Here is a 20,008-nt window from a genome sequence, read left to right as displayed (position 1 = left end):
GGAGCATCAGGATGAATCTATCCACCTGGTCCATCAAGAACCCGATACCGGCGCTGATGCTGTTTGTGCTGCTGACCTTCGGCGGCCTGCTGTCCTTCAACGCGATGAAGGTGCAGAACTTTCCCGACATCGACCTGCCCACGATCTCGGTGACCGTTGCGCTGCCGGGTGCCTCCCCTGCGCAGCTCGAAAACGACGTGGCGCGCAAGGTCGAGAACAGCATCGCCACGTTGCAGGGCCTCAAGCACATCTACACCAAGGTGCAGGATGGTGGGGCCACCATCACCGCCGAGTTCCGGCTGGAGAAGCCCACGCAGGAGGCGCTGGACGACGTGCGCTCGGCCGTGGCGCGTGTGCGCGGCGAGCTGCCGGGCGATGTGCGTGACCCCATTGTGACCAAGATGGACTTGGCCGCGCAGCCCGTGCTGGCGTTCACCATCGCCTCGACCCGCATGGACGACGAGGCGCTGTCGTGGTTTGTGGACGATGCCGTGGCCAAGAAGCTGCTCACCGTGCGCGGTGTGGGTGCGGTCACCCGCGTGGGCGGCGTGCAGCGCGAGGTGCATGTGGCGCTGGACCCGGTCAAGCTGCAGGCCCTGGGCGCCACTGCGGCCGATGTGTCGCGCCAGCTGCGCCAGGTGCAGACCGAAAGCGCCGGGGGCCGCACCGACCTGGGCGGCAGCGAGCAGCCCGTGCGCACGCTGGCCACTGTGCAGTCGGCGCAGGAACTTGCGGGCCTCACGCTCGCGCTGTCCGATGGCCGCCATGTTCGATTGGACCAGGTGGCCACGGTGTCCGACACCATTGCCGAGCCGCGCGCTCTGGCGTTGCTCAACGGCCAGCCCGTGGTGGGCTTTGAGGTGGCGCGCAGCAAGGGCGCGAGCGAGGTCGAGGTGGGCTCCGCCGTGCAGCTGGCGCTGCAGGAGATGCGTGACCAGCACCCGGACCTCAGCATCACCGAGGCCTTCAACTTCGTGTTGCCGGTGCAGGAGGAGTACGACGGCTCCATGCACCTGCTGTATGAAGGCGCGCTGCTGGCCGTGCTGGTGGTGTGGCTGTTCCTGCGCGACTGGCGCGCCACGTTCGTCTCGGCCGTGGCGCTGCCGCTGTCGGTGATCCCGGCGTTCATCGGCATGTACTGGCTGGGTTTTTCCATCAACGTGATCACGCTGCTGGCCATGTCGCTGGTGGTGGGCATCCTGGTGGACGACGCCATCGTGGAGGTCGAGAACATCGTGCGCCACCTGCGCATGGGCAAGACGCCCTACCAGGCGGCCATGGAAGCCGCCGACGAGATTGGCCTGGCCGTGGTGGCCACCACTTTCACGCTGATCGCCGTGTTTTTGCCCACGGCCTTCATGAGCGGCATTGCGGGCAAGTTCTTCAAGCAGTTCGGCTGGACGGCGTCGCTCGCGGTATTTGCCAGCCTGGTGGTGGCGCGCCTGCTCACGCCCATGATGGCGGCGTACATCCTCAAGCCCATCGTGGGCGAGCACAAGGACCCGCGCTGGATGACGACCTACCTGCGCTGGGCGGCCTGGTGCATTAAGCACCGCTGGATCACGTTCCTGGGCACGGCGGCGTTCTTCATCGGCTCGCTGGCACTGATTCCGCTGCTGCCCACGGGCTTTATCCCGCCGGACGACAACTCGCAGACACAGGTGTACCTGGAGCTGCCCCCCGGCGCCACGCTGTCGCAGACCCGCGCCGTGGCCGAGGACGCGCGCGAGCGCATCGCCCGGGTGGACCATGTGAAGAGTGTCTACACCACCATTGGCGGCGGCACGGCCGGGGGCGACCCGTTCATGGGCAGTTCCAACGCCGAGACGCGCAAGGCCACGCTCACCATCCTGCTGGCCGAGCGCGGCGACCGCCCGCGCAAGCAGGGCATCGAGAACCAGATCCGCGCCGCGCTGGAGACCCTGCCCGGCGTGCGCAGCAAGGTGGGCCTGGGCGGCTCGGGCGAAAAATACGTGCTGGTGCTCACGGGCGACGACCCGCAGGCGCTGACCACGGCGGCGCTCGCGGTCGAGAAGGACCTGCGCACCATTCCCGGCCTGGGCAGCGTGTCGTCCACCGCCAGCCTGATCCGTTCGGAGATCGCCGTGCGCCCCGACTTCGCGCGTGCCGCCGACCTGGGCGTGACCAGCAGCGCCATTGCCGAGACTTTGCGCATCGCCACCGTGGGCGACTACGACGTGTCGCTGCCCAAGCTCAACCTCGCGTCGCGCCAGGTGCCCATCGTGGTCAAGCTGCAGGACGATGCGCGCAAGGACCTCGCGCTGCTGGAGCGCCTGCCGGTGCAGGGCAGCAAGGGCCCGGTCATGCTCGGCCAGGTGGCCACGCTGGAGTTCAGCGGCGGTCCGGCCGTGGTGGACCGCTACGACCGTGCGCGCAATGTGAACTTTGAGATCGAACTCTCGGGCCAGCCCCTGGGCGATGTGACCAAGGCCGTCGCGGCCCTGCCCTCCATCCAGAACCTGCCGCCGGGCGTGCGCCAGATCACCATCGGCGATGCCGAGATGATGGGCGAGCTGTTTGCGAGCTTCGGCCTGGCCATGCTCACGGGCGTGCTGTGCATCTACATCGTGCTGGTGCTGCTGTTCAAGGACTTCCTGCACCCGGTCACCATCCTGGCCGCGCTGCCGCTGTCGCTGGGGGGCGCGTTTGTGGGGCTGCTGGTGGCGCAGAAGAGCTTCTCGATGCCGTCGCTCATCGGGCTCATCATGCTCATGGGCATTGCGACCAAGAACTCGATCCTGCTGGTGGAGTACGCCATCCTGGCGCGGCGCGAGCATGGCATGACGCGCTTCGAGGCACTCATCGACGCCTGCCACAAGCGTGCGCGGCCCATCATCATGACCACGCTGGCCATGGGCGCGGGCATGCTGCCCATCGCCATTGGCTTTGGCGCGGCGGACGCGAGCTTCCGCTCGCCCATGGCGGTGGCGGTGATCGGGGGGCTCATCACCTCCACGCTGCTGAGCCTGCTGGTGATTCCGCCGGTGTTCACCAGCGTGGACGACCTGGGCCAGTGGTTCGGGCGTATGCTGCGCCGGTTGCGGGGGCGGCACCCGGCGCATCCGCCAGCGGTGCCACCCACACCAGACGCACCACCTGCCACCCATTGAAAGCAGGTGCTTACATTCTGGAGGACTCTTTCGGCCGAAAAGCCGGGAAATCACCCGGTAGGCCAGGGCTTTGGCGGGGTGGGATGCGTTAGATAATGTAACGAGCACCATGAACCTCGTCAGCCTCAACATCGAATCCATCCAGCTCGGCCACCCGCTGCCTTTTGTGCTGCGGGGCTCCGATGGCGCTCTGCTGGCCCAGAAGGGCTATGTGATCCGCACCAGGGAGGAGCTGGCCAAGATGGTGGCCCGGGGCCGCCAGCTGTGTGTGGACACCGACGAGTCGGGCGGTAGCCACCGCGCCTACCTGGCCCAGTTGCAGCGCATGCTGATGGCCGACACCAATCTGGGCGAAATCGCCTCGATGAAGATGACGGCCGCCGAGGAGTCCGCGAGCCGGGACCGTGCAGCCGCAGCCCGGGCCCAGGCAGACTGGCCTGAGCTGCAACTGCGCGCCACGCAGCTGCTGCGTTCGCCCTCGCCCAGCGACTTTGGCGGGCGCTTCCAGGCGCTGCATGACGAGCTGGTGCGCCACTGCGAGCAGACGCCCGACGCCACCCTGCTGGCGCTGATCTACCTGTCCACCCAGGAAACCCGCATGTACAGCGCGACGCACTCAATGCTGGTGAGCTGCGTATGCATGGTGGTGGCGCGCGAGATGCTGCGCTGGCCCAGCGCCCAGGTCCAGAAGCTGGGGCACGCAGCCCTCAGCATGAATATTGCCATGACCGAACTGCAGGACCAACTGGCCCAGCAGAGTCACCCACTGACTGCCGCGCAGATTGCGGCCGTGGAAGACCATGCCGCTCGATCCGAGGCGCTGCTGCGCCACCTGGGTGTGGCCGACCCCGCCTGGCTGGAGGCCGTGCGCTGTCACCACCACCGTACCCCTGGTCCGCTCGACAAAAAAACCGAAGCGCAGCAGATGGCGCGCCTTATACAGCGTGCCGACATCTTCGGAGCCCGTCTGGCGCCCCGCGCGGCCCGTTGGCCCATGCCGGTCACGGCGGCCATGCAGGCCAGCTACTACGACGAAGAGCAGCAGGCTGACGAAGCCGGTGCGGCGCTGGTCAAGACGCTGGGCGTGTACCCGCCTGGCGCCTTTGTGCGGCTGGCAAGCCGCGAGGTGGGCGTGGTCATCCGCAGGGGCACCACCGCCACCACGCCCAAGGTGGCCGTGTTGACCAACCGCGACGGCATGCCCACGGGCGAGCCCATCCCGCGCGACACGGGCATGCCGCCCTGGAAGATCACCGGCGTGGTGGCCTTCAAGGACGTGCGGGTCAAGCTCTCGCTGGGCCGCCTGCTGCAGATGGTCTGACCGCTGGCCGCACCCCGGGTGTGGCCAGCCGTTTCTCCCCCTCCTTTCCCTTTTTCCCCTGGTCTGCCTGCCGGCCCTGTGCCTTGCGGGCATGGCCTGCGTGCGCCTGCCCGGGGGCTGGGTGCAGGGCGGCGGGCGGGGTCATCCATGCCGCCATGTCGGAAATCTGAATCCAAACGCGGGGATACTGCGTATACCGTTCAGTACAAATAAAAACTCATGTGGACAAAAAATAATGAAGCGGTTAAATTGCCCCCATCGACCGCCTGCTGCACACCACACCATGAACACACTGTCTCGTCGCTTCTCTCTGGCCGCTCTGCTGGCGGCAGGGCTGTTGCTGGCGCCCGCCGCCCAGGCGGCCGATGCGCCCGCCAGCTGCCCGGCCACGTTGCAGCACAGCTTTCTGCGCCTGCAGGATGAAAAGCCCCAGTCGCTGTGCCAGTACAGCGGAAAAGTGGTGCTGGTAGTCAACACGGCCAGCTTCTGTGGCTTTACCGGCCAGTACAAGGGTTTGGAGGAGCTGTATGCGCGCTACAAGGACAAGGGCCTGGTGGTGCTGGGCTTCCCGTCCAACGACTTTGCCCAGGAAAAAGGCAGCAACAAGGAAATCGCGGACTTCTGCGAAAGCACCTTCGGGGTGAAATTTCCGATGTTCGCCAAGAGCAGCGTGAAAGGCCCCGAGGCCTCGCCGCTGTTCCAGCAGCTGGCGCAGCTCTCGGGCACCGCGCCGCGCTGGAACTTCCATAAATACCTGCTGGGGCGCGACGGCCAGCTGGTGGACAACTATTCCAGCCTGACCGGGCCCGACAACAAGGGCCTGGTGCGCGCCATCGAACAGCAGCTCGCACTGCCTACTCCCCGGTAAGCGCCATGACTTCTTTACGTTTCTTTAAAAAAAATCCAGGCGGGCTCTGGAACTTCGCGCAGATGGCCGCACTCTATCCATTGCGCAAGACGATTGCGCGGCGTACAGTTTTAACGTTGCGAAGCCTTTCGGGCCCCCGGGTTCCGACTGACCTCCTGGAGCGCTTCTCCTCCCTCCCTCTCTTATTCGTTTCGGGACGCTTCGCAACCTTTTTATTCCAGGCGCCGGCCAGAGGGGGCCGGCCATGAAAATCGCCATCATCGGCTCCGGCATCTCCGGGCTGTCGGTCGCGCACCAGCTGCGCGGCCAGGCGGACATCACACTGTTTGAAGCGGGCGACTACTTCGGGGGGCACACCCACACGGTTGATGTCACCTTGCCCGATGCGTCTGGCACCCCTGTCACCCACGGCGTGGACACCGGCTTTCTGGTGTTCAACGAGCGCACCTACCCCCACCTGATTCGCCTGTTGGCCGAGCTGGGCGTGGAGACAGCCAAATCCGACATGTCGTTCTCGGTGCAAGTGCCCGCAGCGCTGGGCGGCGGCAGAGCCCTGGAATGGAGCGGCACCAACCTCAGCACCGTGTTTGCCCAGCGCTCCAACCTGGTCAACCCGCGTTTTCTAGGCATGCTGCGCGACCTGCTGCGCTTCAACAAGCTCTGCACGCGCATTGCCGAGCAGCAGGCCGAGGCGGCGCTGGCACAGCCGCTCTCCGACTTCCTGCGCGAGCACCGCTTTGGCGACGCGTTCCGCGACTGGTACTTCTTGCCCATGCTGGGCTGCATCTGGAGCTGCCCCACCGACCAGATGCTGAAGTTCCCCGTGGCCACCATGATCCGCTTCTGCCACAACCATGGCCTGATCCAGGTGAGCAACCGGCCGCAGTGGTGGACGGTGTCCGGCGGCGCGCGCCACTATGTGGACAAGATCGTGGCGGGCATTGCCGACAAGCGCCTGAACACCCCCGTGCGCCGCATCGAGCGCGATGCCGCCGGTGTGCGCGTGGTGACCGCAGACCGCACCGAACACTTTGACAAGGTGGTGCTGGCCACGCACTCCGACCAGTCGCTCGCGCTGCTGGCCCAGCCCACGACCCAGGAGCGCGCTGTGCTCGGCGCCATCCGCTACCAGGCCAACCGCGCGGTGCTGCACACCGATACGTCTGTGCTGCCCCAGCGCCGCGCCGCCTGGGCTGCGTGGAACTACGAGCGCGCCCCGCAGAGGAGCCGCGAGTCGGCCCGCGTGTGCCTGCACTACCTCATCAACCAGCTGCAGCCCGTGCCTTTTGCGCAGCCCGTGGTGGTGTCTCTGAACCCGGTGCGCGACATTGCGCCCGAGCACGTGATCGGCAGTTACGAATACGCCCACCCGGTGTTCGACATGGCCGCCATCCGCGCGCAGAAGCAGGTGGGCAAGCTGCAAGGGCAGCAGCACACCTGGTTTTGCGGCGCCTGGACGGGCTACGGCTTCCACGAAGACGGGCTGAAATCCGGCCTGGCCGTGGCCGAGCAATTGCGGGCAGCCCTGCCAGCCCCTTTGGCGGAGGCTGCGTGAGCCACGCCCCGGCCGCCCCCGCAGCGCCCCTCATCGGCTTCGGCCAGGTGCGCCACACGCGGCTGCGGCCCCGGCGGCATGCATTTGCCTACCCCACTTTTTTCCTCATGCTGCCGATGCGCGGCCTGAGCGGCGCACACACCAGCACACACACACCGCTGGCGGTGAACCGCAGCGGCGCCATCAGCTTCCATGACGTGGACCACGGCGACGGACGCAGCGCCGCGCAGGGCGGTGCGCTGGCCTGGCTGGACGAGCTGCTGCGCACCGAAGGCATCACCGACGCCACCGGCGAGGTCTGGCTGCACTGCTACCCGCGCGTGCTGGGCTACACCTTCAAGCCTGTGAGCTTCTGGTACTGCCACCGCGCGGACGGCCCCCTGCGTGCCATCGTGGTCGAGGTGAACAACACCTTTGGCGAGCGCCATTGCTACCTGCTGGACGCGCCGCAGTACGGCGTGGAACAGCAGGCGCGCAAGGTGTTCCATGTGTCGCCGTTCTGCGCGGTGAGTGGCGGCTACCGCTTCCGCTTCATGCGCACCGAAGTTGGTGCGCAGGATGCTGGCCGTACCGTGGTCCGCATTGACCACGACGACGACACCGGCCCCCTCATCCAGACCAGCGTGAGCGGCACCTTGCAAGCCATCACCCCACAGACCCTGCGCCAGGCGCTCTGGGGCTACCCCGCCATGACGCTGGCCATCATTGCCCGCATTCACTGGCACGCGCTGCAGCTGTGGCTCAAGCGCGTGCGTTTCCACCGCAAGCCCGAGGCGCCTGCATCCATCGTGACCCGCTGATTTCCATGACGAACGAGAACGCCGCCATGAACTCCACCACCGCCCCCCGCACCGCGCTGGCCCTGCCCGCAGGCACCCCCGCTGCCGCCCGCACGGCGCTCAAGCTGCTGCAGCGCCTGCAGCACGGCCACCTCACGGTGCAGCTGCCCGATGGCACGTTGCAGCACTTCGGGCACGGCGATGGCCCCTCGGCCGCCATCACGCTCAAGAACTGGAACGTGTGCAGTGCCGCACTCAAGTCCGGCGACATCGGCTTTGCCGAGAGCTACATCGCGGGTGACTGGACCACGCCGCACCTCACCGACCTGCTCAAGCTTTTCATCGCCAACCGCCAGCAGGTGGAAGGCGTGATCTACGGCACCTGGGCGGGCCGTTTGCTGTACCGCATCAAGCACCTGCTCAACCGCAACACCCGCACCAACAGCCAGAAGAACATCCACGCCCACTACGACCTGGGCAATGCGTTCTACGAACTCTGGCTGGACGATACGATGAACTACTCGTCCGCCTGGTTTGAGGGCGATGCGGGCGGCGACATGCGCAAGGCCCAACATGCCAAGGTGCGCCGCGCGCTGCGCAAGGCGGGGGTGGAGCCAGGCTCCCGGGTGCTGGAGATCGGCTGCGGCTGGGGCGCGCTGGCCGAGATGGCGACTGTCGAATTCGGCGCCGACCTCACAGGCGTGACGCTCTCCACCGAGCAGCTCGCGTTTGCGCAAAAGCGCATGGCGCAGCAGGGGGTGGCCGAGCGTGCCGACCTGCGCCTGCAGGACTACCGCGACATCCAGGACGGCCCTTACGACGCCATCTGCTCCATCGAGATGGTCGAGGCCGTGGGCAGAGAATACTGGCCCACCTACTTCCAATCGGTGAACCGCCTGCTCAAACCCGGTGGCAAGGCCTGCATCCAGAGCATCGTCATCGACGACAGTCTGTTCGAGCGCTACATCAGCTCCACCGACTTCATCCAGCAGTACATCTTCCCCGGCGGCTGCCTGCCCTGCCCGCGCGAGTTTCGCCGCGAGGCCGAGGCCGCAGGCCTGCGCGTGGTGGACGAGTTCGCGTTTGGCCAGGACTACGCCGAAACCCTCAAGCGCTGGCGCGAGCGCTTCCTGGCGCAGCGCACACAGATCTTGCAGCTGGGGTTTGATGAGCGTTTCATGCACATCTGGGAGTTCTACCTGGCCTACTGCGAGGCTGCGTTCGCCATGCGCAACATCGACCTGGTGCAGTACACCCTGGTGAAAGCATGATTGCTATAAAAAACATAGCTATCAGCGCTTTGCTAGCAGGCGCAGAGGCCGTTTTTTTCTCAAATTTTGCAATGGCGCAGGGGACGGAAGGGGTGGCGAGCGCGTCGCCCGGCGCCAGCGCACCGCTGGCGGGCGCGCGCCTGGTGGGGCAAGGCACGATGCGCTTCCTGGGTTTTGACGTGTACCGCGCGCGCCTGTGGGCCCAGCCCGGTTTTGACGCCGACCAGTACAGCGCCCACCCGCTGGCGCTGGAGCTGACCTACCAGCGCAACTTCACGGCCGAGGCGATTGCCAAACGCTCCATCGAAGAGATGCGCCGCGTGGGCAGCTTCACGCCGCAGCAGGCCACTCGCTGGCAGCAGGCGCTGCAGGCGGCCTTGCCGGATGTGAAGCCCGGCGACCGCCTGCTGGGCCTGTACCAGCCCGGCGCAGGCGCCGTCTTCAAGATGGGCGGCCGCGTGGTGGGCGAGGTGGCCGATGCCGAGTTCTCGCGCCTGTTCTTCGGCATCTGGCTGTCGCCCCAGACCTCCGAGCCCGGGCTGCGGCAGCAGCTGATCGCGGCCACCCGCACCGCAGGCCAGGGCCCGCAATGACCACCACCACGCCCATGCGCGCCGGCCACGGCCTGGCCTATGGGCTGCTGGGCCTGCCGCTGGCGTTTGTGGCGCTGCCGCTGTATGTGCTGCTGCCCAACCACTACGCCCGCGAATTTGGCATGCCGCTGGCCACGCTGGGCGCCGTGCTGCTGGCGGCGCGGCTGTTCGATGCCTTCATCGACCCGCTGCTGGGTCGCCTTGCCGACTACCTGTTTGGCCGCTCGGTGCGTTCGGTGCTGGCGGTTGGCGCGGTGTCGGCCACGGTGCTGGCACTGGGGCTGACCAGCCTGTTCTTCCCCCTGGTGCGCGGGGCCGATGCGCTCGTCGCCTGGGCGCTGGTGGCGCTGCTCATCACTTACACCGCCTACAGCCAGCTCAGCATTGCGCACCAGTCCTGGGGCGCGCGCCTGGGCGGTGACGAACTGCAGCGCAGCCGCATCGTGGCCTGGCGCGAAGGGGCCGCGCTGATGGGTGTGGTGCTGGCCTCGGTGTTGCCTGCGCTGCTGGGCCTGCCGGTGATGCTCAGCGTGTTTGCCCTCGCCCTGCTGCTGGGCTGGTGGTGCTGGGCGCGCGCCCCGCGCCCCACAGGCCACGCGGGTGCCGTGGCGGGTGTGTACCGCCCTCCCCACCGTGCCAGCCTGTGGCGTCCCTGGGGACGGCCTGCCTTCCGCCGCCTGCTGGTGGTGTTCATGCTCAACGGCATTGCCAGTGCCATCCCGGCCACGCTGGTGCTGTTCTTCATCCAGGACCGCCTGCAGGCACCGCCCGCGCAGGAGCCGATGTTTCTGGCGGTCTATTTCGTCTGTGCGGCGCTGTCCATTCCGCTGTGGCTGCGTGCCGTGGCGCGCTGGGGGCTGGCGCGCACCTGGCTGGCGGGCATGCTGCTGGCGATTGCAGTGTTTGTGTGGACTGCGTTCCTCGGGCGCGGCGACATGCTGCCCTTCCTGGTGGTCTGTGCGCTGTCGGGTGTAGCGCTGGGCACGGACCTGGCCTTGCCCAGCGCCCTGCTGGCGGGGGTGATCGCCGCCGAGGGCGACAGCGGCCAGCACGAGGGCGCTTACTTTGGCTGGTGGAACTTTGCCACCAAGCTCAACCTGGCTTTGGCCGCAGGCCTCGCGCTGCCGCTACTGGGCTGGTGGGGCTACACCCCCGGCACACGCAGCGAAGAAGGCCTGCAGACCCTGGGCTGGGCCTATGCCGTGTTGCCTTGCGCACTCAAGCTGCTGGCAGCGGGGGCGCTGTATGGGCTGGTGCTTCGGCCCGCGCGCGGCGCGGCCAGTGCCTGATTTTTCAAGGGATGCTCAACATGCAAAGACGCCTTCTTCTCTCCGCCGCCGTGGCCGCACCTGTGGTCCTGTCGGGCTGCGCCAGCCAGAGCATTGACGGCTACGCCAGCGAAAAACCCGTGCTGGACCTGGCCCAGTATTTCAACGGCAAGATCGACGCCTACGGCATCTTCCAGGACCGCAGCGGCCAGATCGTCAAACGCTTCACCGTGGTGATGGACTGCAGCTGGAAGGGCAACGAGGGCGTGCTGGACGAAGCCTTCACCTATTCCGACGGCACCACGCAGCGCCGCATCTGGCGCCTGACCAAACACGCCGACGGCCGCTACACCGGCACTGCCGACGATGTGGTGGGCACGGCCAACGGCCAGACGCGCGGCAACGCCTTCCGCTGGAACTACACGCTGGCCCTGCCCGTGGATGGCAAGGTCTACAACGTGGACCTGGACGACTGGATGTACCTCATCGACGACCGCGTGATGCTCAACCGCGCGACCATGAGCAAGTTCGGCGTGCGGCTGGGCGAAATCACCCTGTCCTTCACCAAGCGCGCACCATGAAACTCAACCCACCCTTGCGCGACTGGAAGGGCCGCCGGGCCTGGCTCATCGGGGCCAGCAGCGGCATAGGCCGGGCAACGGCGGCAGCGCTGCATGCGCGCGGCGCGCAGGTCATCGTCTCGGCCCGGAGCAGCGATGCGCTGAACGCCTTTGTGGTGCAGCACCCCGGCAGCACGGCGCTGGCTTTTGACACGGCCGAACCGGCCCAGGTGCAGGCCGCCGCCGCGCAGGTGCTGGCGGATGGCGCGCCCGACCTGGTGTGCTACTGCGCGGGCTACTACCGCGACATGCGCGCGACCGACTTCGACCTGACCGTGATGCTGCGCCATGAGCAGATCAACTACAACGGCGCACTGCACGTGCTGGCCGCCGTGCTGCCCGCCATGCTCGCCGCCGCGCAGGCAGGGCGGCCGGGGCATGTGAGCCTGATCAGCAGCGTGGCGGGGTTCCGGGGCCTGCCCAAGAGCCTGGCCTACGGGCCCACCAAGGCCGCGCTCATCAACCTGGCCGAGGCGCTGTACCTGGACCTGCACGACCTGGGCCTGGGCGTGAGCGTGATCAACCCGGGCTTTGTGGCCACGCCGCTCACGGCGGGCAACGACTTCACCATGCCTGCGCTCATCTCCCCCGAAGCGGCGGCCGATGAGATCCTGCAAGGCTGGGCTCGGGGGCAGTTCGACATCCACTTTCCCAAGCGCTTCACGCGTGTGATGAAGCTGCTGCGCTTATTGCCGTACCGGTGGTACTTTCCGGCGGTTCGCAAGTTCACGGGACTCTGAGTTTCCATGCAGCCTCCTTACACCGCCCCCGCCACCGAAGAAGCCGTCAAGCGCGTCATTGCGTTTTTTGAGAACCTGTCGCCCGCCGATGTGGCGACCATCGGCCAGTTCTACGCGCCCCAGGCGCGCTTCAAAGACCCGTTCAACGAGGTGGTGGGCGTGCCTGCCATCCAGGGCATCTTTGCCCACATGTTCGAGGCACTGGAGCAGCCGCGTTTTGTGGTCACGGGCCGCGTGGTGCAGGGGCAGCAGTGCTTTTTGACCTGGGACTTTTTGTTCGCGTTCAAAGACTTCCACAAGGGCGTGACGCAGACGGTGCGTGGCGCCTCGCACCTGGTGCTGGACGCCCAGGGTCAGGTGACCTTGCACCGCGACTACTGGGACGCGGCCGAAGAGCTGTATGAGAAGCTGCCCGTGGTGGGCGCGCTGATGCGCTGGCTCAAGAAGCGCGCCAATAGCTGACGGTCCGGGCCTTCATCAGCCCACCGCACGGATGCGCGGATGCCCCGGCAGCGGCACCGCGCGCCGCAGCACGCCTTCGGCCAGCCACAGCGCACTGTTCCACGCCCGTTGCGCCACATAGGGCAGCGGCAGCTGTTGGTAGTCGTCGTTGAAGACTTCAAAGCTGTAGTCGCCCTGGTAGCCCATGCCGTCCAGCGTGCGCACCAGCTCGGCCAGCGCCTGGCTGTGCACGCCCTCGCCGGGGAACACGCGAAAGTGGCGCGCAGTCTCGATGCGCTCCTGCACCGTGCGCGTCTCCTGCCACATGAAGTCCGACAGCTGCACGAGGTAGATCTTGGCCGGGTCCACGTCTTCCAGCGCCGAGAGTGGCGTGCTGGTGGCGAACTGGTGGTACGAGTCGATGGCCAGCCCGAGGTTGGGGCAGTCGGCCTGCTCTACGGCGGCCCAGGCCTGGTGCACCTCGTTGATGTGGCGGCCCCAGGAGAGGCCTTCAAACGCCACGCGGATGCCGTGGGGCAGCGCCAGCAGCGCCAGCTTGCGCAGGTCGCGCGCAACGGCATCGGCGTCGGCCGTGGCATGCGATGACGTGGAGCTGCAGGCCAGCAGCACGGGCGCGCCCAGGTCGCGCGCCATCAGGATCATCTGCTTGGCAATGTCCACCTTGTAGCTGTGCAGGTGGCCTGAGAGGCCTTCAAAATCGCGCAGCACCTGAAAGCCCGTCACGCGCAGGCTGCTGTTGCGCACGGCGTGCACGGCGGCTTCGATGCCCTCAGGGTGGCCCACGATGTCGCGCGCGGCCAGCATGATCTGGCCAAAACCTGCGGCCTTGACGGCGGCGAGCTTGGCCTCCAGTGGCCCAGCCAGGCTGATGGTGTCCATGCCGAAATCGGCGACGTTGCGTTGCATGGTGGATCGGCGCATGGGCAGTCTCCAGGCTCAGCGGGCGTCGAGCACCAGCTCAAAGCTGGGCGAGGCCGCATCGGCACGCGTGAGCGCGCCGCGCGTGCCGGTGTGCACGCCCGTGGGCGACTCCACAAACTCCACGCCGCGCGCACGCAGTGCATTCACGGTGGCCAGCACGTCGGGCGTGCCAAAGGCCACGCGCTGCAGCAGCTCCTCGGGGTCGGCATCCAGCGCATCGACCTGCGGCTCAATCAGTTGCCAGTGCAATGTGCCGCACGGGCTGGACAGGATGCGGCCGTGGGTGAGCACGCCAAACGACTGGTTGGGCGCCAGCTCGGCAAAGCCGAACAGCTCGCTGTAGAAGTGGATCCAGTCCGCTGCGCGGCCCAGGCCGATGTACTGGACCACGCCGAACAGGTGCAGGCCCTGCAGTGCGGGCGGGCAGGGGTTGACGGTGGGGATGGGCACAAAGTCCACGTCGTAGATGGAGAACTCTTTCCAGCGGTCTACGAAGTAGATGCGGCTTGCGCCTACGCCGTGGATGGCGGGGATGTTCAGCTCCATCACCTCGACCTCGGTGTGCACGGCCCAGGCGCCCAGCTCCAGCACGCGGCGAAACGCTGCGGCGGCATTGCCGACACGGAACGCCACAGCGGCCAGCACGGGGGCTTCGGTGAGCGCTGGCGGCGCATGCAGGCCCGTGCGCTCGGCATCCTGGTGCGCGTTGACGATGATGTTCATGTCGCCCTGGCGATACAGCAGCACCTCGCGCGAGCGGTGGCGCGCCACGGGCTGAAAACCCATGCGCTCCAGCGCCTGGCCCAGCGCCTGGGGGCGGCTGGTGGCGTATTCGATGAACTCCACGCCCTGCAGGCCCAGGGGGTTGGGCAGTTCGCCCAGCGCTTCGCGGGCGGCCATCATCGGGGTGCTCATGGATGGGGGCTCCTTGTTCGTTGCGGGGGGCATCAGCGGGCGCTGACCAGGCGGCGGAAATGCGCGTCCATGCGTGCGGCATCGGGCGCCTCGCCGGTGAACAGCTCGAACGCGCCCACGGCCTGGCCCACGGCCATGCCGCCGCCGTCCGACACGCGGCAGCCCAGTGCGCGCGCCGCCTGCACCAGCGCGGTGTCGAGCGGGAAATACACCACCTCGGACACCCACATCGTGGGCCGCAGCAGCGCAACGTCCAGCGGCAGGCCGGGCAGCTTGTCCATGCCCGTGGGAGTGGCGTGGATCAGACCGGTGGCTTGTGCCATGGCCGTTTGGATGTCAGCCGCTTCGGCCCGGGCGCCATAGAGCGCATTCACGTCGGCGGCCAGTTGCGCTGCGCGCTCGGGCTGCGCATCGACAATGCTCAGGTGCTCGGCGCCCAGGCGCAGCACGGCATGGGCAATGGCGGCGCCCGCACCACCTGCGCCCAGCAGCACCACGCGGCGCAGGTCGGCGCCGGGCAGCGCGCGGGTAAAGCCCCAGGCCCAGCCGGATCCATCAGTGTTGTGCCCCACCAGTTGTCCGTCACGGATGACCACCGTGTTCACGGCGCCCATGGCGCGCGCTTCTTCGGACAGGCTGTCGAGGTGCGGGATCACCGCCTGCTTGCAGGGGTAGGTCACGTTGCAGCCGGCGTAGCCCATGATGCGTGCCGCGGATAACAGCGTGGGCAGATGCTCCGCCGAGGAGGCCGAGCGGTCCAGGTCAATGAGCTGGTAGTGCAGGCGCATACCGTGGTGGCGTGCTTCTTCTTCGTGCAGCGCGGGCGACAGCGACTTCTGGATGCCGGCACCGATCAGTCCGATCAGCACCTTGCGGGGGCTTGTGGATGGCATGGCGGACGTGGGTGTGGTGACCGGGGGTTCAAGCAGCTGGGTGCTCATGGGGCGGGCGGAATACGGGGTGAATGCACGGCCGGGCGTGGCTAGGCCATGGGCGGCCGTGCGAGGAGGGCAGCGTGGGGCTTACTTGCCGCCGCGCAGCTTGGCCAGCGTGGCGTAGACCTCTTTCACCGTCTCGGCGCCCACTTTTTCGCTGTGCTTTTCGACCACAGGCTTGACCTTGGCGCGCAGCTTGTCCAGCTCGGCGGGCGAGAACTCGGACACCTGCATGCCGGCCTTCTTGAGGTCTTCCAGCGCCACGTTGGCCTGCACGCGCGACACACCGCGCTGGAAGGTGGTGGCCTCGGCCATGGCGTCGGTGAGCGCCTTCTGGTCGGCAGGGTTCAGGCTGTCCCAGAACTTCTTGCTCACGATCACGGCCTGGGGGTTGTACATGTGGCGCGTGACGGTCAGGTACTTCTGCACCTCCGCAAACTTGGACGACAGGATGGTGGAGAACGGGTTCTCTTGGCCGTCCACGGCCTTTTGCTCCATGGCGGTGTACAGCTCGGGGAACGGCATGGGCACGGCGTTGGCGCCCAGCGCGTTGAACATGTCGATGTAGATGGGCGACTGGATCACGCGGATCTTGAGACCTGCAATGTCTTCGGCCTTGGTGATGGGGCGCTTGCTGTTGGTGAGGTTGCGAAAGCCCAGCTCCCAGTAGCCCAGGCCGACCAGGTTCTTGGCCTGCAGCTTGTCGAGCAGCTTCTTGCCGAAGGGGCCGTCGGTCACGGCGTCAGCCTCTTGGGGCGTCGCGAACAGGAAGGGGAAGTCGTAGATACCGAATTCCTTGGCCTGGGCGGACAGGATGCCGGCATTGAGCACCGTCATCTCCACCGTGCCACCTTGCAGCGCCGACACGGTCTGCAGGTCGCCGCCCAGCGTGCCGCCAGGGAAGAGCTTCACGGCGATGCGGCCGTTGGTCTTGGCCGCCACCAGGTCGGCAAACTTTTGCGCGCCCTGGGCCTGCGGGTGGTCCTTCTGGTTCTGGAAGGCGAACTTGATGGTGCGCTCCTGCGCGTGCGCGGCGGGCAGCAGCGATGCGGCGATGAGAGCCGTGGCGAGCAGGGTTTTGAGCAGCTTCATGGGATGGTCTCCTTGGGTTTTGGGCGGGCAGAAACGGTGAGGGCGGAAGGGCGGATCAGCCCCCCAGCAGGCGCAAGGGCACGAGAACGATGGACGGGAACAGCACCAGCAGGAACATGACGATGAACTGCGCCACCATGAACGGCATGACGCCCCGGGTGACCTGCGACATGGAAATGCGGCCCACCCCGGCCACCACGTTGAGCACGGTTCCCACGGGCGGTGTGATAAGACCAATGGCGTTGTTGATGATGAACAACACGCCGAAGTACACCGGGTCAATGCCGGCTGCCTTGACCACCGGCATCAGCACGGGCGTGAGAATGAGGATGGTGGGCGTCATGTCCATCGCGGTGCCCACCACCATGACCAGCACCATGATCGCGATCAGCAACAGCGTCTGGTTGCCCATGAAAGGCTCCAGCATGCCGATGACCGCAGACGGGAGATCGGCCACGGTAATGAGCCAGGCAGACACCATGGCGGCAGCCACCAGGAACATGACCACGGCGCTGGTGCGTGCAGAGGTCTGAAAGATCTCCACCAGCTGGCGCAGGCTCAGCTCGCGGTACACCACCATCGCGACAAACAGCGAGTACACGGCGGCCACCACAGCGGCTTCTGTCGGCGTGAATACACCCATGCGCAGGCCCACAAGGATGATGATGGGCAGGCCCAGGGCCCACACGGCCTCGCGCAGCGCCAGCAGCAGCTCTCCGCGCGTGGCGCGCTTCGGTGGCGCCACATCCTCGCGGCGCACGAGCCACCACCACGTCACGGCCAGCGAGAGCCCGAGCAGCACGCCCGGAACAATGCCCGCCAGGAACAGCTTGCTGATGGACACGTTGGCGGCCACACCAAAGATCACAAAACCGATGGACGGCGGGATGACCGGAGCGATGATCCCGGCGGAGGCAATCAGGCCTGCCGACCGCTCCTTGTTGTGCCCAGCCGCCACCATCATCGGCAGCAGGAGCGACGCCAAGGCCGCCGCATCCGCCACGGCCGAGCCGGACACAGCTGCCAGGATCACAGCCGCCATGATGGCCACATAGCCCAGGCCACCGGGGACATGGCCCACCATGGTGAGCGCCAGCTTCACGATGCGCTTGGACAGCCCCCCCACATTCATGATCTCGCCCGCCAGCATGAAGAAAGGCACGGCCAGCAGCGGAAAACTGTCCGCGCCGTTGATCACGTTCTGCGCCAGGATTTGTGCGTCGAACAGGTCCAGATGCCACATCAGCGCCACGCCGCAGATCAGCAGCGCGTAAGCGATGGGGACGCCGATCGCCATGGCAAGCAAAAGGGAGCCCAGGAAGATGGTGACGGTCATAGTGCGCGTTCCAGTGCAAAAGGGGGATCAGTGGCGCGGGCCTGCCGAGGGAGGGGTTGCACTGGCGTCTTCCGTGCGGTGTTGCAGCGCTGCGAGTTCTTCGCTTTCCTGCACCATGACCAGTTCGTTTTCGCTCAGCGGCACAAAGAGTGTGCGCAGCAGGTCACGCAGCAAGATGGCAATGGCGGACCCGCCCATGAGCACACCGCTGGCGTAGAAGATGCCCACCGATGCCCCGGTGACCGGTGCTTCGGTGTCGGCATTGATCACCATCTGCGCCCAGCTGCCCTTGAGCAGCAGCCAGGAGACATACAGCATGGCGACCTGCGCCAGAACCAGGCAGACCTTTTTGCCCGCCGCAGGCAGGCGGGACACCAGCACGTCGGTACCCAGGTGTCCGTGCTCCCGCAAAGCCACCACGGCTCCCATGAAGGTCAGCCACACGAACAACCAGCGCGACAGCTCTTCGGACACCGTAATGCCCGAGTTCACGGTGTAGCGCAACACCACGTTGCCAAACACCAGCACCACCATGATGGCCAGGCACAGGCCGGAAAGCATGTCGAGTGCGCGGGTGTATCGCCCGAGCCAGCGGTCGGCCAGTGCAAACATGGTGTCTCCAGTCGTTATCGGTTGCTGTTTTTAAATTTTGTACGAACTGGTTAGTATTTGATCTAGGTGCAAACCCTGCATGCGTGGTCATGGCAGGGCGCCGCCACGCCAGGGGCGCACGCAGGGTGCTGACGAAGGGGGGATGACTGTGTGGCGCGGGCGTCGGTGCGCGCACGCGCCAGGCGGATCAGGGCCGCAGGAAGCGCACGATCATCTCGATGATCGATTCACGGCGTTGCGCCGTGGCGGCGGGGGTATCGAGCGAGCGCTTGAAGATCGCGCCAAAGGTGTGGCGGTTGGCCACATTGAAAAAACACAGGGCCGAGATCGACATGTGCAGATCGACCGGGTCCACATCCGGACGAAAAACCCCCGCAGCCACGCCACGCTGGTACACGTCACGCACGGCATGGATGACCGGGATGTTGAGTTCCTGGATGGTCGTGGACTGGCTGATGAACTCGCCCCGGTGCATGTTTTCGTTCATCACCAGGCGGATGAAGTCGGGGTTGGCGAGCTGGTAGTCCACCGTGAAACCCACCAGGGTGCGCAGGGCCTGCTCGGGCGCGAGGTCTTCGAGGTGCAGTTCCGACTCAATGCGCCGGATGCGCCGGTAGGCATCCTCCAGCACCGCCACATACAGACCTTCCTTGCTACCGAAGTAGTAGTAGATCATGCGTTTGCTGGTACTGGTCAGCGCGGCTATCTCATCAATGCGCGCCCCGGCCAGCCCCTTGTCGGCAAATTCGGCTGTGGCCACCTGCAGGATGTTGGCCATGGTGCGATCAGGGTCGTTGATGCGCACGCGGTCCGCCCCGGGGGTGGACGCGGCATCACGGGCCGCGCGCTGCCGCGTAGCCCGTGTGCCGGTGGCCTTCGAGGGGTTTTGAACCATTTCGTTCATAAGCACCCGAGCATACGGCAAGCCCAGCGTGGGGGCTTTACCCAACCTGGGCTGCCATGCTGGCCGCTTAGGACGGTTTGGTGTCGGCGAAGCTCGGGCGCAGCATCAGCTTGTCGAGCAGCTTGCCCAGGTTGGGGTACTCGCTGCGCCAGGCGATCTCGGGAAAGCGGAACTCCAGCCAGCCGAGGGCGCAGCCCACGGCGATATCGGATAGGCTCAGGTGAATGCCGCTGCAGTAGGGCTTGTCGCCCAGGCCCTGGCTCATGGACTTGAGCCCGTCGTTCACCTTGATCAACTGGCGGTCAATCCAGGCCTGGCTGCGTTCGCTGTCCTTGCGGTGGACCCAGGTGGCTTCCAGGCGGGCCAGGATGCCGGCATCCATCACGCCGTCGGCCAGGGCTTCCCATGTCTTGACCTCGGCGCGTTCGCGGCCTTGCGACGGGATCAGCTTGCCCACGGGCGAGAGGGTGTCCAGATATTCGACAATCACGCGCGAGTCAAAAACGGCCTCGCCCCCTTCCATGACCAGGCAGGGCACCTTGCCCAGTGGGTTGGAGGTGGCAATGTGGGTGTCGTCTGCCCAGACGTTTTCTTGCACGAACTGGTAGTCGAGCTTTTTCTCAGCCATCACGATACGTACCTTGCGCACGTAGGGGCTGGTGGTGGCTCCGATCAATTTCATGGT

The 20,008-nt window shown here is 66.5% G+C and carries 19 protein-coding genes; 11 read left to right on the top strand and 8 right to left on the bottom strand.

Annotation, left to right across the window (positions count from 1 at the left end):
- The first annotated feature begins 11 nt into the window (after positions 1-11).
- The 11 genes from ACSQ3O_RS25865 to ACSQ3O_RS25815 all read left to right on the top strand — a co-directional run bounded on the left by ACSQ3O_RS25865 (position 12) and on the right by ACSQ3O_RS25815 (position 12,608).
- Positions 12-3,131, top strand: a complete 3,120-nt coding sequence (locus ACSQ3O_RS25865) for an efflux RND transporter permease subunit (protein WP_436140938.1) — start codon at positions 12-14, stop codon at positions 3,129-3,131.
- A gap of 109 nt (positions 3,132-3,240) precedes the next feature.
- Positions 3,241-4,452 (top strand): HD-GYP domain-containing protein, encoded by a 1,212-nt coding sequence (locus tag ACSQ3O_RS25860; protein ID WP_436140937.1) that lies wholly within the window; start codon positions 3,241-3,243, stop codon positions 4,450-4,452.
- A 283-nt stretch (positions 4,453-4,735) separates the two neighbouring features.
- Positions 4,736-5,320, top strand: a complete 585-nt coding sequence (locus tag ACSQ3O_RS25855; RefSeq protein ID WP_436140936.1) for a glutathione peroxidase — start codon at positions 4,736-4,738, stop codon at positions 5,318-5,320.
- Between the two features lie 244 nt (positions 5,321-5,564).
- Entirely contained in the window at positions 5,565-6,875 is a 1,311-nt protein-coding gene (locus tag ACSQ3O_RS25850) for an NAD(P)/FAD-dependent oxidoreductase (protein WP_436140935.1), read from the top strand.
- Complete coding sequence (locus tag ACSQ3O_RS25845) at positions 6,872-7,675, top strand: DUF1365 domain-containing protein (RefSeq protein WP_137749353.1); 804 nt, start codon at positions 6,872-6,874, stop codon at positions 7,673-7,675. Before ACSQ3O_RS25850 ends, ACSQ3O_RS25845 begins: the two co-directional genes overlap by 4 nt.
- Before the next feature lie 26 nt (positions 7,676-7,701).
- Positions 7,702-8,925: a class I SAM-dependent methyltransferase gene (locus ACSQ3O_RS25840; protein ID WP_436141175.1), complete on the top strand. Its 1,224-nt coding sequence runs from the start codon at positions 7,702-7,704 to the stop codon at positions 8,923-8,925.
- Positions 8,926-8,996: 71 nt separating this feature from the next.
- Positions 8,997-9,518 (top strand): chalcone isomerase family protein, encoded by a 522-nt coding sequence (locus tag ACSQ3O_RS25835; protein WP_298455444.1) that lies wholly within the window; start codon positions 8,997-8,999, stop codon positions 9,516-9,518.
- The gene (locus ACSQ3O_RS25830; RefSeq protein ID WP_436140934.1) at positions 9,515-10,807 is read left to right on the top strand and encodes an MFS transporter; all 1,293 of its coding nucleotides are present in this window, start codon (positions 9,515-9,517) and stop codon (positions 10,805-10,807) included. Before ACSQ3O_RS25835 ends, ACSQ3O_RS25830 begins: the two co-directional genes overlap by 4 nt.
- 20 nt (positions 10,808-10,827) lie before the next feature.
- Complete coding sequence (locus tag ACSQ3O_RS25825; RefSeq protein ID WP_298455438.1) at positions 10,828-11,367, top strand: DUF3833 domain-containing protein; 540 nt, start codon at positions 10,828-10,830, stop codon at positions 11,365-11,367.
- Positions 11,364-12,146: an SDR family NAD(P)-dependent oxidoreductase gene (locus tag ACSQ3O_RS25820; RefSeq protein WP_137749349.1), complete on the top strand. Its 783-nt coding sequence runs from the start codon at positions 11,364-11,366 to the stop codon at positions 12,144-12,146. Before ACSQ3O_RS25825 ends, ACSQ3O_RS25820 begins: the two co-directional genes overlap by 4 nt.
- Before the next feature lie 6 nt (positions 12,147-12,152).
- Complete coding sequence (locus ACSQ3O_RS25815) at positions 12,153-12,608, top strand: nuclear transport factor 2 family protein (RefSeq protein ID WP_137749348.1); 456 nt, start codon at positions 12,153-12,155, stop codon at positions 12,606-12,608.
- Between the two features lie 15 nt (positions 12,609-12,623).
- Here ACSQ3O_RS25815 and ACSQ3O_RS25810 read toward each other — a convergent pair whose 3' ends face one another.
- The 8 genes from ACSQ3O_RS25810 to ACSQ3O_RS25775 form a co-directional block, all read right to left on the bottom strand.
- Positions 12,624-13,529, bottom strand: coding sequence for a sugar phosphate isomerase/epimerase family protein (locus ACSQ3O_RS25810; protein WP_436140933.1), 906 nt, complete (start codon positions 13,527-13,529; stop codon positions 12,624-12,626).
- Positions 13,530-13,544: 15 nt separating this feature from the next.
- Positions 13,545-14,444, bottom strand: a complete 900-nt coding sequence (locus ACSQ3O_RS25805) for a VOC family protein (RefSeq protein WP_436140932.1) — start codon at positions 14,442-14,444, stop codon at positions 13,545-13,547.
- Between the two features lie 32 nt (positions 14,445-14,476).
- Positions 14,477-15,337 (bottom strand): shikimate dehydrogenase, encoded by an 861-nt coding sequence (locus tag ACSQ3O_RS25800; RefSeq protein ID WP_436141174.1) that lies wholly within the window; start codon positions 15,335-15,337, stop codon positions 14,477-14,479.
- 129 nt (positions 15,338-15,466) lie between these two features.
- Positions 15,467-16,471, bottom strand: coding sequence for a TRAP transporter substrate-binding protein (locus ACSQ3O_RS25795; protein ID WP_436140931.1), 1,005 nt, complete (start codon positions 16,469-16,471; stop codon positions 15,467-15,469).
- 55 nt (positions 16,472-16,526) lie between these two features.
- The gene (locus ACSQ3O_RS25790; RefSeq protein WP_436140930.1) at positions 16,527-17,807 is read right to left on the bottom strand and encodes a TRAP transporter large permease; all 1,281 of its coding nucleotides are present in this window, start codon (positions 17,805-17,807) and stop codon (positions 16,527-16,529) included.
- 27 nt (positions 17,808-17,834) lie between these two features.
- A complete protein-coding gene (locus tag ACSQ3O_RS25785; protein ID WP_436140929.1) occupies positions 17,835-18,419 on the bottom strand; it encodes a TRAP transporter small permease in 585 nt (194 codons plus the stop codon).
- Positions 18,420-18,606: 187 nt separating this feature from the next.
- Entirely contained in the window at positions 18,607-19,323 is a 717-nt protein-coding gene (locus ACSQ3O_RS25780) for a TetR/AcrR family transcriptional regulator (RefSeq protein ID WP_298455412.1), read from the bottom strand.
- A gap of 67 nt (positions 19,324-19,390) precedes the next feature.
- Positions 19,391-20,005 carry a glutathione S-transferase N-terminal domain-containing protein gene (locus ACSQ3O_RS25775; RefSeq protein WP_436140928.1) on the bottom strand — a complete coding sequence of 205 codons (615 nt, stop codon included), beginning with the start codon at positions 20,003-20,005 and terminating at the stop codon, positions 19,391-19,393.
- Positions 20,006-20,008 lie beyond the last annotated feature (3 nt).

It is taken from the genome of Acidovorax sp. LjRoot74 (assembly GCF_964254355.1).
In the GTDB taxonomy this organism is placed as follows: Bacteria; Pseudomonadota; Gammaproteobacteria; order Burkholderiales; family Burkholderiaceae_C; genus Acidovorax.
This window is presented reverse-complemented; position numbering and strand designations above follow the sequence as displayed.

What these genes read in the sequence shown, in the direction of transcription:
- ACSQ3O_RS25795 (WP_436140931.1), bottom strand. Translation starts at nt 16,471, where the DNA reads ATGAAGCTGCTCAAAACCCTGCTCGCCACGGCTCTCATCGCCGCATCG.
- ACSQ3O_RS25775 (WP_436140928.1), bottom strand. Translation starts at nt 20,005, where the DNA reads ATGAAATTGATCGGAGCCACCACCAGCCCCTACGTGCGCAAGGTACGT.
- ACSQ3O_RS25850 (WP_436140935.1), top strand. Translation starts at nt 5,565, where the DNA reads ATGAAAATCGCCATCATCGGCTCCGGCATCTCCGGGCTGTCGGTCGCG.
- ACSQ3O_RS25815 (WP_137749348.1), top strand. Translation starts at nt 12,153, where the DNA reads ATGCAGCCTCCTTACACCGCCCCCGCCACCGAAGAAGCCGTCAAGCGC.
- ACSQ3O_RS25820 (WP_137749349.1), top strand. Translation starts at nt 11,364, where the DNA reads ATGAAACTCAACCCACCCTTGCGCGACTGGAAGGGCCGCCGGGCCTGG.
- ACSQ3O_RS25785 (WP_436140929.1), bottom strand. Translation starts at nt 18,419, where the DNA reads ATGTTTGCACTGGCCGACCGCTGGCTCGGGCGATACACCCGCGCACTC.
- ACSQ3O_RS25865 (WP_436140938.1), top strand. Translation starts at nt 12, where the DNA reads ATGAATCTATCCACCTGGTCCATCAAGAACCCGATACCGGCGCTGATG.
- ACSQ3O_RS25830 (WP_436140934.1), top strand. Translation starts at nt 9,515, where the DNA reads ATGACCACCACCACGCCCATGCGCGCCGGCCACGGCCTGGCCTATGGG.
- ACSQ3O_RS25835 (WP_298455444.1), top strand. Translation starts at nt 8,997, where the DNA reads ATGGCGCAGGGGACGGAAGGGGTGGCGAGCGCGTCGCCCGGCGCCAGC.
- ACSQ3O_RS25800 (WP_436141174.1), bottom strand. Translation starts at nt 15,337, where the DNA reads ATGCCATCCACAAGCCCCCGCAAGGTGCTGATCGGACTGATCGGTGCC.
- ACSQ3O_RS25805 (WP_436140932.1), bottom strand. Translation starts at nt 14,444, where the DNA reads ATGAGCACCCCGATGATGGCCGCCCGCGAAGCGCTGGGCGAACTGCCC.
- ACSQ3O_RS25790 (WP_436140930.1), bottom strand. Translation starts at nt 17,807, where the DNA reads ATGACCGTCACCATCTTCCTGGGCTCCCTTTTGCTTGCCATGGCGATC.
- ACSQ3O_RS25810 (WP_436140933.1), bottom strand. Translation starts at nt 13,529, where the DNA reads ATGCGCCGATCCACCATGCAACGCAACGTCGCCGATTTCGGCATGGAC.
- ACSQ3O_RS25855 (WP_436140936.1), top strand. Translation starts at nt 4,736, where the DNA reads ATGAACACACTGTCTCGTCGCTTCTCTCTGGCCGCTCTGCTGGCGGCA.
- ACSQ3O_RS25825 (WP_298455438.1), top strand. Translation starts at nt 10,828, where the DNA reads ATGCAAAGACGCCTTCTTCTCTCCGCCGCCGTGGCCGCACCTGTGGTC.
- ACSQ3O_RS25840 (WP_436141175.1), top strand. Translation starts at nt 7,702, where the DNA reads ATGAACTCCACCACCGCCCCCCGCACCGCGCTGGCCCTGCCCGCAGGC.
- ACSQ3O_RS25780 (WP_298455412.1), bottom strand. Translation starts at nt 19,323, where the DNA reads ATGAACGAAATGGTTCAAAACCCCTCGAAGGCCACCGGCACACGGGCT.
- ACSQ3O_RS25860 (WP_436140937.1), top strand. Translation starts at nt 3,241, where the DNA reads ATGAACCTCGTCAGCCTCAACATCGAATCCATCCAGCTCGGCCACCCG.